The sequence below is a fragment of the Rhizobium sp. B230/85 genome (assembly GCF_019355735.1).
GTDB lineage: Bacteria > Pseudomonadota > Alphaproteobacteria > Rhizobiales > Rhizobiaceae > Rhizobium > Rhizobium rhododendri.
This window is the reverse complement of the sequence record NZ_CP072156.1, coordinates 749,149-762,162: the sequence shown is the minus strand read 5'-3', so window position 1 is coordinate 762,162 and position 13,014 is coordinate 749,149. Positions and strand designations below refer to the sequence as shown.

The 13,014-nt window shown below is 56.2% G+C and carries 13 protein-coding genes; 9 read left to right on the top strand and 4 right to left on the bottom strand.

Annotated elements, in window-relative coordinates; genetic code table 11:
* Positions 1–14 precede the first annotated feature (14 nt).
* From J5289_RS03625 to J5289_RS03615, 3 genes are all read left to right on the top strand, one after another.
* Entirely contained in the window at positions 15–1,559 is a 1,545-nt protein-coding gene (locus tag J5289_RS03625; RefSeq protein WP_209206791.1) for a recombinase family protein, read from the top strand.
* A 67-nt stretch (positions 1,560–1,626) separates the two neighbouring features.
* Positions 1,627–2,277 carry a hypothetical protein gene (locus J5289_RS03620; RefSeq protein ID WP_209206792.1) on the top strand — a complete coding sequence of 217 codons (651 nt, stop codon included), beginning with the start codon at positions 1,627–1,629 and terminating at the stop codon, positions 2,275–2,277.
* A gap of 390 nt (positions 2,278–2,667) precedes the next feature.
* On the top strand, positions 2,668–2,913 hold the full coding sequence (locus tag J5289_RS03615) for a DUF6429 family protein (protein ID WP_142832635.1): 246 nt from the start codon (positions 2,668–2,670) through the stop codon (positions 2,911–2,913).
* On the opposite strand, the gene J5289_RS03610 is transcribed toward J5289_RS03615, so the two are convergent.
* The 4 genes from J5289_RS03610 to J5289_RS03595 all read right to left on the bottom strand — a co-directional run bounded on the left by J5289_RS03610 (position 2,882) and on the right by J5289_RS03595 (position 6,950).
* Positions 2,882–4,525, bottom strand: a complete 1,644-nt coding sequence (locus J5289_RS03610) for an IS66 family transposase (RefSeq protein ID WP_219276556.1) — start codon at positions 4,523–4,525, stop codon at positions 2,882–2,884. The two genes, J5289_RS03615 and J5289_RS03610, sit on opposite strands and share 32 nt — an antisense overlap.
* 47 nt (positions 4,526–4,572) lie before the next feature.
* A complete protein-coding gene (tnpB, locus tag J5289_RS03605) occupies positions 4,573–4,923 on the bottom strand; it encodes an IS66 family insertion sequence element accessory protein TnpB (protein WP_219276557.1) in 351 nt (116 codons plus the stop codon).
* Positions 4,920–5,351: a transposase gene (locus J5289_RS03600; RefSeq protein WP_142832636.1), complete on the bottom strand. Its 432-nt coding sequence runs from the start codon at positions 5,349–5,351 to the stop codon at positions 4,920–4,922. Before J5289_RS03600 ends, tnpB begins: the two co-directional genes overlap by 4 nt.
* A gap of 516 nt (positions 5,352–5,867) precedes the next feature.
* On the bottom strand, positions 5,868–6,950 hold the full coding sequence (locus J5289_RS03595; protein WP_209206797.1) for a hypothetical protein: 1,083 nt from the start codon (positions 6,948–6,950) through the stop codon (positions 5,868–5,870).
* A 353-nt stretch (positions 6,951–7,303) separates the two neighbouring features.
* Here J5289_RS03595 and J5289_RS03590 point away from each other — a divergent pair, with 353 nt between their 5' ends.
* The 6 genes from J5289_RS03590 (at position 7,304) to J5289_RS03565 (ending at position 12,903) form a co-directional block, all read left to right on the top strand.
* On the top strand, positions 7,304–7,987 hold the full coding sequence (locus tag J5289_RS03590; protein WP_209206798.1) for a recombinase family protein: 684 nt from the start codon (positions 7,304–7,306) through the stop codon (positions 7,985–7,987).
* Between the two features lie 88 nt (positions 7,988–8,075).
* The gene (locus tag J5289_RS03585; RefSeq protein WP_209206800.1) at positions 8,076–8,918 is read left to right on the top strand and encodes an AbiJ-NTD4 domain-containing protein; all 843 of its coding nucleotides are present in this window, start codon (positions 8,076–8,078) and stop codon (positions 8,916–8,918) included.
* A gap of 254 nt (positions 8,919–9,172) precedes the next feature.
* Positions 9,173–9,514 carry a hypothetical protein gene (locus J5289_RS03580; protein ID WP_209206802.1) on the top strand — a complete coding sequence of 114 codons (342 nt, stop codon included), beginning with the start codon at positions 9,173–9,175 and terminating at the stop codon, positions 9,512–9,514.
* A 1,144-nt stretch (positions 9,515–10,658) separates the two neighbouring features.
* Positions 10,659–11,339, top strand: coding sequence for a hypothetical protein (locus J5289_RS03575; protein ID WP_209206804.1), 681 nt, complete (start codon positions 10,659–10,661; stop codon positions 11,337–11,339).
* Positions 11,336–12,403 carry an AAA family ATPase gene (locus J5289_RS03570; protein ID WP_209206806.1) on the top strand — a complete coding sequence of 356 codons (1,068 nt, stop codon included), beginning with the start codon at positions 11,336–11,338 and terminating at the stop codon, positions 12,401–12,403. The genes J5289_RS03575 and J5289_RS03570 overlap by 4 nt, the downstream gene beginning before the upstream one ends.
* A 158-nt stretch (positions 12,404–12,561) precedes the next feature.
* Complete coding sequence (locus J5289_RS03565) at positions 12,562–12,903, top strand: hypothetical protein (RefSeq protein WP_209206808.1); 342 nt, start codon at positions 12,562–12,564, stop codon at positions 12,901–12,903.
* Positions 12,904–13,014 lie beyond the last annotated feature (111 nt).

Here is a 13,014-nt window from a genome sequence, read left to right as displayed (position 1 = left end):
GGCATTCGATCGATATGCCTCAGTCCCAAAAAGTCAAAGCCTATTCATATATCCGCTTTTCTACCCCCGATCAGATGAAAGGGGATAGCTTCCGACGTCAGTACACGATGGCGCAAACGTACGCCGCCAAGCATGGCCTGTGGCTAGATGAAAGCCTATCGCTAACGGACTTAGGTATTTCGGCCTTTCGTGGTCAGAACGCAAAGACCGGCGCACTTAACTTTTTCCTCGAACACGTGAGGTCCGGTGATGTCCCTGCAGGATCGCTGTTGCTGATTGAAGCGCTGGATCGTCTGTCTCGCCAAAGCCCTTTGGATGCTCTGGATACTCTTCGCGCCATCATGCGAGAAGGCATCACTGTTGTTACATTGGACAACGAGCGGGCGTACACTACTGAAAACATCAACAACGACTTCACGAACCTCATCGTAACGCTGATGCTATTCTCTCGCGCAAACGAGGAAAGCGCCACCAAATCCAGACGGCTGAAGACTGCTTGGGAAGGCAAGCGCCTTACGGCAGCGACGAGACCGCTCACTGCAATTTGCCCCGGTTGGATGGTGCTGAGCGCAGACAGGCAGCGATACGAAGTTATCCCAGACAGGGGGGAGGTGATCCGTAGTATCTTTGCAATGTGTCTGGCGGGCATGGGACAACACTCCATTGCGGCGAGGCTGAATAGCTCGGGTACTGCCACGTTCAAGGGCTCGGAGATGTGGCAGCGATCTTACGTCAAGAAAATCTTGGAGAACCCCGCTGTGATTGGGACGTACATTCCTCACAAGTTGGATGTTGTTGATGGGCGCAAGACCAGAGTGCCACTAGAGCCACTAGAGAATTACTATCCAGCGGTAGTGAGCCCTGAGGACTTCGATAAGGTGGCGGCTATGTCCAGCAAACGTGGCCTCACGTTGACCGGCGTAGCCCCATCGCAAACATCAGGTCCGGCAAACATCCTAGCTGGCCTCGCGAAGTGCCCGACGTGCGGGGCGACAATGACCCGAGTGAACAAGGGCCGTAAGGGGGGAAAACCGCACTTGGTCTGTACTAAGGCAAAGGCAGGGGCGGGTTGCGATTACAGACAGGTCAAGCTGGAATGGATAGAACGTGCCGTCTTATCGCTTGGCACCTACCTCCATGATCTGACCCCCTCCCCTGACGCCGAATACGAGGACAAGTATCAAGCTGCGAGGGAGCAAGTGGAACTGGTTGAGGATGAGGTACAGCGGCTTGTTAGCACCCTGGCGCTTGGTGAGCCACCGAAGGCCGTCCTAAGCGCTATTGCCTCACGGGAAGCCCTCCTCGTCAAGTTACGACGGGAGGAAGCCGAGCTTGCACAACGCGCTGCGGCGCTGATCACGAACCGGATTGGAAACACTGTAGAGGAGTTCTGCAGAGCCACAGCGAATGAGACCGACCCCCCTGACCTAGCTCGGGTCAACGCTATCCTACGGCAACTCTTCAACGACGTTGTTGTCGATTACAAGACCGGCTTCCTGCGTATGCACTGGCGACATGCTGATGATGCCGAGGTGAAAGTCTTCTACACGATAGTCTAGGCTACCGGACGTCCGGACCTATGCGCCACAGGGATTACCATGCCGAGAACCATAACAACGGAGTGAAATGGCAAACATCAAACGAACCCTACTGACACCCGAAGAACTCAAAGCGCACAAGCAGGCTCTACAGAAAAAAGCCTATCGTAAGCGACAGGAGGCCGCTGGCAAGGCCCCCCGTAAGGCCCTGGCCCCGGAAGAGGAAAGAAAGGCGGCGCTGAAGGCGGCACAGCGTCGCTGGTACGAGCGACAAAAGCAGGATCAGAAATGGCTAGAGGATCGAAGCGCCTACCATCGGGCGCGATACGTGCGGCTAAACGGACCATTGAAGCCTAAATTGACTGAGGAGGAGCGTCGGCAGCGGCAGCAGGACTACCGAGAGAGCTACGTCCGTCCCGAACCTTCAGCGGCACAAAAGGCTAAATGGTCGGCCAAGAAGCAACTTAAGTGGGCAGAGTACTATGCCAGCGAGACCCCAGAACAACGAGAGCGCCGTCTAGCCGCGAAGGCCTTCTATAGGATGACCGAGGTCCAACCTAAGGTGCGCGAGATCGTTGATCAGATCAAATTCGATTTCGACAACGCTACCTCCGAAGACGCAAGACAATTCGTTGCCGACGAATGGGCGGATACCGGCCTCAGTTGCTGGTTGACCGCAAAGGCCCTCTGGTATCAGGCCGTTTCTAAGGTCATGGAGCAGTACGGATACGGTGACTGAGGAAACGTTCTTTACCGAGGCCAATCATCTCGATTTCAAGTTGGATTTGGCCTTCGTATGGTGTCAACAGTGGCTCCTTTGTAATGCAATCGTGGGGGAGGGAATAAATGTTTCTATCGATATTGATGGCCTACACAGTAATAGGCACCTTCGGGTTCGTTTTTTTGCTAGCCCTACAGATCAATATGAGCGGACTTGTTTGGTTGTACCAAACACCCTCGGGGCTGATAGTCGTGGGAATGACAGTGGTATTGGCCTACTTGGCACTGCTGTTCTGGGCACAGCTACAGAAGCTGAGCTTTCGAACTGGTGAGCAATTACAGAGGGACATCCGTATCCATCCGAGGTGAACCGCAGGATTTTTGCTTTTGCTCGTGGTAAATTGGCGGGATGGAGATCGACGAAGGCAAAATCGACGATGCTGTGCTGGCGCTGCTATGGCTGACGCTTCACAACGAGCGTTGCGCCTGGAAGGGTTTTGACTGGGCTACGACGGATCGGTTGCATCAGAAAGGCTTGATTGGCGATCCGGTGAACAAGTCGAAGTCGCTGGTGCTGACGGATGAGGGTCTACGCCGATCGGAAGAGCTTTTCCGGCAGTTATTTACGCAGCAACCGCAATCTCCGCCGCCTTGATCCTCTTCCATTCCCATGGCAACAATTCGTGCAGGTGGGAGACGGGCAGATCGGCGATGCGAGCCAGCACGTCCGCCAGCCAGGCCTTCGGATCGATATCGTTGAGACGGGCCGTGGTGATAAGGGTCAGCATGATGGCAGCCCGGTCTGCGCCGCGATCGGACCCGGCGAAGTTCCAGTTTTTCCTTCCGCAAGCCACGCCGCGCAGAGCTCTTTCCGCCGCGTTGTTCGTCATGCAGATCCTGCCGTCATCGGCGTATCTGGCAAAGTCCTGCCAGCGCGACAGCATGTAGTTGATCGGCTCAAGCACCGGTGAGGATCGCGACAAACCTTCGCGCTCCTGCCGCAACCAGGTCTCCAGCTCTTCGAGCAGCGGTTTGCTCATTTCCTGGCGCACGGCAAGTCGCTCACCGGCGCTCTGGCCGTTAATGTCGCGCTCGATGTCAAACAGCGCATCGATACGCTTGACCGCCTCCAACGCCGTCGCAGAGACAGGCTTTGCCCCTTTGCCCCGCCGGGCACTTCGCGAGACATCTGCCAACTCGAAGAACTTTCGGCGCGCGTGGGCAAAACAGAAGGCCGGCGTCACCGGGATCTGTTTCTTGGTCCGATCGAAGAGCGGATTGAAGCCATTGTAGCAATCAGCCTGCAGGATACCGGTGAACTCGGCCAGGTGTCGTTGCGGATGCTCACCCCGCCTATCACTGGAGGCGTAGAAGACGGCCGCCGGCGGTGATAGCCCACCAAACGGCCTGTCGTCGCAAACGTAGGTCCATATGCGCCCCGTCGTGCACTGGCCCTTGGCGAGGATCGGGATGGTGGTGTCGTCGCCGTGCAACCGCTCGGCCGCAAACACATGGGTCTCAATGAGATCGAACAGCGGTGTGACGGCGGCGCTGACGTAGCCAACCTGGTCGGCAAGCGTCTGGGTGGACAGATCGATCCCTTCACTGCGAAAGCGACGGCTCTGGCGGTTGAGCGGCTGATGCTCAGAGAATTTGTCGAAGACGATGGTGGCGAGTAGCTTGGGGCCGAGAAAGCCACGTGGCGTTGCATGGAAGGGTGCGGGCGATTGGCTGATGCAGCCGCAGTCCCGGCACGTGAACTTCTCCCGCACGGTCTCGATGACCTTGAAGCGGCGCGGGATCTCCTCCAGCGTCTCGGTGGTGTCCTCACCGAGCTTCGACAGGCGTTCGCTGCCGCAGTGATCGCAGGCACTGGGCGCGTCGATGACGACGCGCTCGCGCTCGATAGTCTCTGGCCAAGGCTTGCGCACTGGCCGCTTGCGGGTGAAGGCACGCACGACTTGGGTTCTGGCCGCCGCCGCTTCTGAAGCGAGCTCGTCCTCGGTGGCATCGGCAACCAGCTCCTCGAGCTGCAATTCCATCTGGTCGATCAGCCGCTGGGTGCGCTCCCGGCTTGGACCATGTTTGTCGCGTTCCAGCTTGGCGATCAGCAATTGCAGATGGGCGTTGAGCGCCTCGATGCTGGAAAGTTTTGCCTTGGCGCTGGTGGCTTCCGCCTCGGCCCGCAACCGTGACTCGCGTTCTATCAGCAGCGCGGCGTGGGCGCTGGCAAGATCGTCAGGAAAGGAAAGCGGTGGTAACGACATGCCAGAATAAGAGCATATTTCTTCAACAAATTCAATGATGAAGAAACTCAAACGCGTGTTGGACGCCAAGTTTCCTGAGGAGCTCGCCAGTCAATTCCAGAGAGCAAATAGGAAAGCTGCGCCGGTGTGATCGCCACCGCGCCACCCTGCACATTCGGCCAGATAAACCGGCCGCGTTCTAATTTTTTCGTGAACAGCCATGCGCCCTGGCCATCATGCCAGATCAACTTTATCAGGTCACCGCGGCGGCCCCTGAAGCAGAACAAATGACCGCCCAGCGGATCATGCTTTAAAACTTCCTGCACCCGAAGGGCCAAGGATGGAAAGCCACACCGCATGTCGGTATGTCCGGTCGACAGCCACACCTTGATCTCCGCCCCCATCGGAAACGGATTCATCGCAATGTCTCCAAACCACGCATGATCCGTAGCAAAACGTCCACATCGATATCCTGGCCCATGATCACACGCCGGCCGTTCGCACTCACCACCTCTATGCGACCCCGGTCGGTGATGGGAGACGGCACCGCGACAGTTTCCGCAGGAGGCGTGCTCGCAAAAACAGGCTCGGCAGCAACGACAATCGCCGGAACAAACTCGTTCGTCGAGCGGTGGACAAGGCGTCCTTCCCGCACGGCCCTGCGCCAGGCATTCAACTGCCAACGCGTGATCCCGTGACGCTGCGCCGTAACTGTTACCTGCCGCGGGCCAGCATAACTCTCAGCCACGATCGCCAGCTTCGCTTCATCCGTGAAACGCCGCCGACGCCCGCTATCGACAATCTCCATCCGGCTGAAACGCCCCGAGTGATCGCTTGTGATGTCCATGAAAGCACCGTCTATATTGCCGTCTATATAGACAGAGCATCCACACGATCACTCAAATCCGCAATGCGGTTCAGCTCGGATGCGTACGGACATCCAGAGGCAGACGAAAGAGCTTCTGGACGAACACTTTCACACCCTGACCAACCAACTTGAAAAGACTGGCTATAGAATTAACGACGTCGAAAGCGCCGTGTGGAAGCTGAAGGACCATCTACCGACGCGCTAGGTCATCACTTGCGGTTGCGGGCGGGGAGCTTGAACAAGTCGCCCCCCGGACACCGAGAATGGCCACCACCCCGCCCAAGAAGCCCGGACCGCTTTCCTCAGGTTGCGGCGGCTCTACCACCACAGGGGCCCGAGGCGGGACGATTGTTGCGCTGGTGGAAACCGGCTATTTTCATGGTGAAAATCTCTCAGGCGGCATAATGATAGTGGATCACGCGCCAAACCCCCGGTGCCCCCCGTCGAAACCACTAGGGGCATGTGGAAACTTCCAGTGTTTAGGTTCAAACGATCCTACATTTCTCCAATTACAGGGAGGTCAGGCAGTGCGTTTGACGCATTGGAGGGGATGTCAACAATCACAGGCGGCGGCTGCTTCTGGCCACCGGAAGTCAAAACAATCACGCCGGTCTTACGTTGGATGTTGAAGGGGCGGGGTTGGTTCTGATGCTTGCCCCAACGCGCCAAGGTATCGAGAGCATCAGAGGTCAGGAACAGCTGCCTGCGGCGGGCATCTTCCAGTACCGCGCTGACCTGTTTCCGCGCTGCTGGTAGGTTCTCATGGAAAGTTCTTCGTTCCGCTTCACTCAGCTCTGTAAGATCGCCCACATCTTGTAAACGTTTGGCTATGGTAGTCAGCCCTGACCGGAGCGCCAACAACTTCTTCCCAGCAGATATCTGCCCCGAGTGGTCAATCATTGCATGCCCGCTGATTGTAGCGAAAGTGACAATAGTTGTTTCGCGTTTTGACCCATAGGTCCCATCGGACTTCTGGATGGAAACCTGCCTGCTTTCTTCAGTGGTGAGTACCCCTCCCCTTACAGTCCTAGACCAGAACAGAGCCAAGTCATTCTCAAGGGCTTGGTGGAGGTTCGTCTTGAGCGCATCGAGAGCGCTCGCGATAGGGGACAGGCTATCAATCACCGCAATGAGATTTTCGATGTGTGGAGCGTGCAGTTTGATAGTAGCAAGCTGCTCCCTAACCAGAAGGTTCCTTCGGAGATCAATCAACGCACTCTCGTGGCCAGTCGGATTGATTTTAGCGTAGCACACAGGTCCGATGAGGCGGATGACACTCTCATCTGGGAACCAAGCAACTTTCCCTTTCTTCTTGTATTGGCGATGAAATGGGTTGCAGCAGGGACAAGGCGCAATTTTCGCCACCCTGTCGGGAGCCGGTACATCATATTCATCACAGTATTGTGGTGGCGTCCCGCCCGGAGGAGGTTTGGTATGCGAGTGCCCTCGCCACGTATGGGGACAGCTGGTATCCCTGATGTGCTGCCTGATTTCTTCAAGTACGTCCTGCCCGGGATATTCGGGGAAGATCGCAATGTTGCTTAAGTTCGCAATCGGCACTTCAATCCGTTCGTTCAAACAACATCCTCCGGTGGTGGCTGGAAGATATGTTCTCGCCCCATCCAAATCAAGGTTTGGGGGGCGCGACACTACAGCTGTGAGAGGGTTACCCCGCTAAGTCCCAAGAAACTCGATCTTGGCGGCTAGATACCTATTTGAGCGTAGCGTGGCAGTACCTTCCAAGCTCTTGTAGATACATTATGCTAGCAGACGATTAGCTGCTGCCGCATAAAGCCGGTGAAGTAAGCTGTCCGCAAGGGTATAGGATAGTGGACACTCACATTCTGTGGCCTTTTTCTGTCCACTAGGGTTGACTTGACTTTGTGGACACCCTAGTTTCGTTTACATAGCCCTTATGGACAGGAAGAGTGATGACCAAGACCGTTCTTTATGCCCGTGTATCGACTACTGACCAAACCGTAGCCCACCAGCAGATCACCGCGGAGGCCAAGGGATATACCTTCGATGCTATCGTGGTGGACGAAGGCGTTTCGGGGACGCTGCCCCTGAAGGACCGTAAGGAAGGCAAGCGCTTGTTCGATATCCTTCGCCGTGGTGACACGCTGGTGGTCCGGTGGATTGACCGGCTTGGTCGTGACTACAACGACGTGAACGACAACCTCAGGGCATTCATGCGGCAAGGTATCATCGTCAAGACCATGATCAACGACATGGAGTTCGATGGATCTCGCACCGATCCCATGGGAATGGCCCTCAGAGATGCTATGATGACCTTCATGGCAGGTATGGCCCAGGCTCAGCTAGAGGCCACCAAGGATGCCCAAACGGCAGGGATAGCCCACGCACAGGCCAAGGAACCAGAGAAGTTCTTAGGCCGCAAGCCGACCTTTGATGCCAAGCAGTTGGACGAGGTCATGCGGTTAGCGGGTATGGAGACCAGCAACAGCGAGATCGCTAGGCAGACGGGTCTGGTGAGACAGACAGTCATCCGTATCCGTGCCGATCCCGCCAAGGCCGCAGAGCAGGTTGCCTCATGGAAACGAGCCGAAGATATGCGTATCGAAGGCAAGAAACGCCGGAAAGCCGCATGGTAGAATACCAAAGTGCGTCGGATAATCGCATTTTTTTGCTGCCGACAAAGACGCCGTGCTATTTGATGCGAACAAGCAGGAGAAAGCGGCTATGTCCATCACCCAATTATCTTTCGAACAGCGTGAGGGTCTTGTCGAACTACCAAGGCAACTTGCACTCGGTGAGGTGGACCGAGCCGTTAAGGCCGGACTATGGTTCGTAGTCGCCGACTTCATCGAAGCTTGCAGCTTCCGAGGCGATTACGGGGGCCATTATCTAGGAGATCAGCTGGCAGCAATTGCTAAGAGGCACTTCGTCACGGAGCAGAACGGTTACATCGACGAATTCAAGGATACGCCTAAGGATGTACTGCTATCGTGGAAATTCTATTTTCGGGAGGAGGCCACATATGGCGAAACCTTAGGTTTCACTGAGTGGCTAGTGAGGGCTGACAATGGGCGCACCAATATCGGCGAAGCTGTAGAACGCGTGCTAGTAGAGACGCGCTGTGCCTATCGATTAGTAGATGGCGATACGATTATGCCAGTTTCTAGCGAAGAAGAAGCTGCAACCTTCCGGCAGGCGCTTGGAACCTTGGAAAATGCAATGCAGCCAGGAGCACGAAAACACCTTCTAGATGCTGCGTCCCACGTATCTCAAGGCCATTTCGCGGACAGCGTGAGGGAGAGCATACACAGCGTTGAGGCTTTCGTAAGAAACCTTACCGGTCAGTCGAAGTTCGCTACCGCTGTTTCCCAGATTGCGGCTGACCGTAACCTCCACGGCTCCTTCAGGCAGGCGCTGCTCAATCTCTATGGCTATAGCTCAGACGAGCAAGGTATCCGGCACCCCCTGCTTGACAAGGGAGATAGTAACGTCACCGAGCAGGATGCTCTATTCATGCTCGGCGTCTGCTCGGCGTTTGTCACCTACCTTACCCCGGCTAAGGCATAAGCTCTTGGTGGCTTGAGATAACGAGGCTTAACGTCTGGCGTTTCCTTCCTCGTGGGAATTGGTCCACCAATAGCACTACCAAGCAGGTTTTGATCCCCGACCGCCGACACATCTCTTAATTCTGCTCCGAAATCCACACGCTAGCGCTCGTCTGTCGAACCTGCTCCTCACGGGGAAGACCGGCTTGAGCGCTGCCGTGTGCATTTCCATGCGCAGATTTAGCTGAGATGTCGGGGACGTGTTTCTCGTCATCTATGATTGAACAGCCCGAGGACAGACACCTTAAAAAAAACCGCCACGAAGAGGATCAGAGCAGGGGAATTGCTAGAGAAGAGATACCCAGAGCGGAGTTAGCGATTGAGCCATGGCTTAGAACAGGCGCAAGAGGCAGGCTCAAGGCATCGCCAAGATCATGTGCAGACCCCGCTGAGAAGGCCGTCAACTTCAGGGACAAGGCTGAGGACACCCGACGAAACGCCCACGTCGCGGAGTTGCTGAAGGGTGGCAAGAGCTGGACCGACGTGCAGACCTTGACGGGCGTTAGTCGCATGACGGTGGCTAAGGTGGCCAAGAGGATTAGGGAGGGCCTGCTATAGCAACCCAGCGGCTTCAACCCACGCCTACCTTCTGGTGGACTGAATTGGGATAGACGGGAAATGAAGCGGGTTGTATGGTTTTCGAAATTAATGCGTTCAATTGCAACAGGTGCATGAATTGAAATCAGATCGAGCTTCCTCACGAAAAGAAAACGTGAAGAAGGCCAAGTGGGCAGTGCTATGGACTGTGGTGTACATGGTATTCTGCATCCCAATTGTATACTATACAGACAGTGATTGGGTCGCTCTCTCGCTGATCATACCACTCTATTTCCCTCTGAGAGCTGTCAACAAGGCGATTGCTGGCTGAGCCTGGGATTAAGCTTCGTCTGTCATCACCCACAGCCAGCATGTCTGGCCTATTGACGAGGCTTGAGGAACGATAGCAGTCCATCAGCTACCTTCACAAAATCGTCGTTTTCCCTGAAGGCCTCAGCAGCTTCCTATCGCCTTCCGTCTATAGGTGACCAGCCATACATTTTTCGCGCCGCGCTGCAATTCCAAGCGAGCGCAAAGCAGTGGCAATCACCCCTCTCGTCTCGAAGTTTCAATCCCAAAAAAGATTATCCCATTCTGCGACAATTGTTTTTCCCAAGCTCTACTCAACCCCTTGAACCTCCTCACGCCACACCAGAACTACAATCCTACGTGTCTACCAAGTGCATGATTTCGTTGAATTTCCTTGTTGACGGGTACATATTGTGCCGTCATATGGACCCCGCCTGACAGGTCTGTGGACACACCCACGGCGCAGGGGAAGCGGACAGCGGCCCCGTACAGCGGAACCAAAGACACCAAATCTGGAACGGTCGAGGCCGTAAGCAGTGGCAAGGCGGACGGCAGTGGCCCGGACGTTGAACAGAGCGGTGTAGGGATTGGCCGGGAGGAACCCGAGCCCCCTAAGATGAACCACAGCGCCCCATAGATCACCATCATTCCACAAAAGCGGCACCTGCCGTCACCAGCGTTACGAGACCAGCATAGAGCCTACGGGCACCACACATTAGAACATAAGACTACTCAAATACGTCCTGCCCCCGTGCCTCAGGGTCCCGGTACGGAGTGGCCGTGCAGCGTGTACTGCATGAACGGGGAGCCATGCTCCTCGCCTTGACCAATCCAACATAAGAGCACCCAAATATACATGAGAACATGCAAGGCTGACGGATGCACCAAGCCGGTCGATGGCTATAGCTCCCTATGCGAACGCCACAAGAGGGCCAAGGCCCGCCATGGTCATCCCCTTCAGGTTGGCGTCAAGAAGACCGACATTAAACCCTACATTCGAGAAGTCGAGAGCTACCTGAACACCGTTTCAGCAGACACCGCCCACGACAGCATGAATGACATCTGGAACCGCACCGTCGCAGCAGCACAGGCCGACATCGCGGCGGCAAACCGGGGCGTTCCGTTCAACGTGCAGCGGCTCCAGGCATCCGGGGCAATCGTCTCGTTGTCTGAGGAGGTCGATAGCGTCACCATCGTGAAACTGGTGATGGCCATGGGCTTCTGGTACGAGGACGACAAGCGCCACTGGAAACATGACGACGGTTTCCGGTTCCAGACCGTGCGCATGCTGCTACGCCTCAACCCACGCGAGGCGGTCTACAAGTGGTCTGGCAATACCATGACCCGCAGCACCTTCAAGGAGGTCCCACCGAGGACGACTGAGGCACTCTGGTCGATTATCGATGCCACCAAACTGGTGTCCTACGGGGCGGAGATCGCCAGACGGAAGGCAAAGGCCCTTGATGCAGCCAGAAGCAAGGTCCGTGCAGAGCGGGACGCCATCCTTGGACCAGAGTTGACCGGAGGTGCAGCATGAGTGGGGCACTGGTTTCCGAGGGCGTACCGAAGCCCCCATTGAAGGGCATCACGGCAGCACAGTTGCTCCAGAGGAACTTTCCACCAAGGGAGTTTGCTATCGACCCTTGGCTGCGGACAGGTGAGAGCGCCTTGATCTGGGCCGCGACTGGAGTGGGGAAAACATGGCTTACCCTTTCCTTGGCACTAGCGATGGCCGGGGGTGGCCGTGTGTGGGAATGGGCAGCCCCTAAGCCGCGCAAGGTGTTGATCCTCGACGGCGAGATGAACGTGCAAGACCTACAAGAGCGTATCAATCACCTCATAGGCAGCGGCGCGGTTGATGGCTTGGATCGACAGGCAATGGGGGCGAACCTTCTGCTGATGCCGCGCCAATTCCAAGACCCTCGCGCTCAGTTCTACGACATTACCGACGCCGCGTCTCAGGAGCGTATTCTTGCTGAGATGGAAAACAGTGGGGCGGAGGTCATCATCATCGACAATCTCACCACCTGTGCTGACGGCCTCGCAGACGAAAACGACGCCACGGCTTTCAGGTCCATCATGGGGTTCTTGCTGATGATGAAGCAGGCGGGAAAGACCGCCATTGTCGTCCACCACGCCAACAAGTCCGGCAAGGATGCTCGTGGCTCGACGGCACTTGAGGCAACCTTCGAAGTCAAGTTGGGTCTCGAAAGGCCTCCCGTGGAAAAACCCGGGGAAGCATCGTTCATCACGCAGTTCGGCAAGTTCCGAGGCCGGGGGAACGACAGCATCAGGCCGCGAGTGTGGACCCTCAGGGAGGCCGGATGGGACGTTCAGGACGACACGGGTAGCAACGACGAGCGCGTTCTAAATGCCGTGAAGTCACTGAAGTTCGTCAATCAGCTTCAAGTGGCGAAGGCGCTCGGCATGTCTCAGGGCTCTGTGTCGAAGGCACTGAAGCGTTGCGTCATTCTTAACACGGCGAAGCAGGATGAGATCGACAGACTGTTCATCAATGCACGCTCGCTGTCTGGTGGGGCTCAGGACCCGGCGGAACAAGAGGACACCTTAGTAACCAAGGAAGCCGCCAACGACTTTTAGGGATACCTCGGGTGGCACTGCGGGGGAGGCTCTAGCCCCTCCGCTACACTCACAACCCTATTCCCTATTCCTTTCTTACTAGCTGGGAATACGGAATATCGCCTGAAATCACGATGAGCATACCCTCGAACCCCGGAAGACGCGACTAAAGGAGACCGATGCCAACAGAGCTACAACTATTGACAAAGCGAGCTGCCGACCTCCGCAAGATGATGAAGGAGGAGGCCACTAAGCAGACACCCACCAAGGCCAACCGCCGCGCCGACGTCGTCCATAACGCTGCAGACCGCCAGCTGAATGCAGCCATAGCAAGAGAAAGGACCCTCGCAGCACGCATTCTAGAAATACAGGGCCTGCTGGCTACCGGCAACTTCAGAACTATCGAGCAGCTTGCCACGGCGATGGAGAAAGCTGTGCCTCAAGTTCGGTGGGCGCTTTTCCACGGGAAGCAACGCGGAAGCATCCCCAACGATGTCAATCTCGATCAAAACGGCCCGTAGCGAGGCCACAACCATCACCATCTCCAACCCAACTTCAACGTTCTAGCCAAGGGGCCTGAGCGGACAACTCGTCGCGCCTTCGCCCCACTTCGCAATCCCAAAATCGAAAGA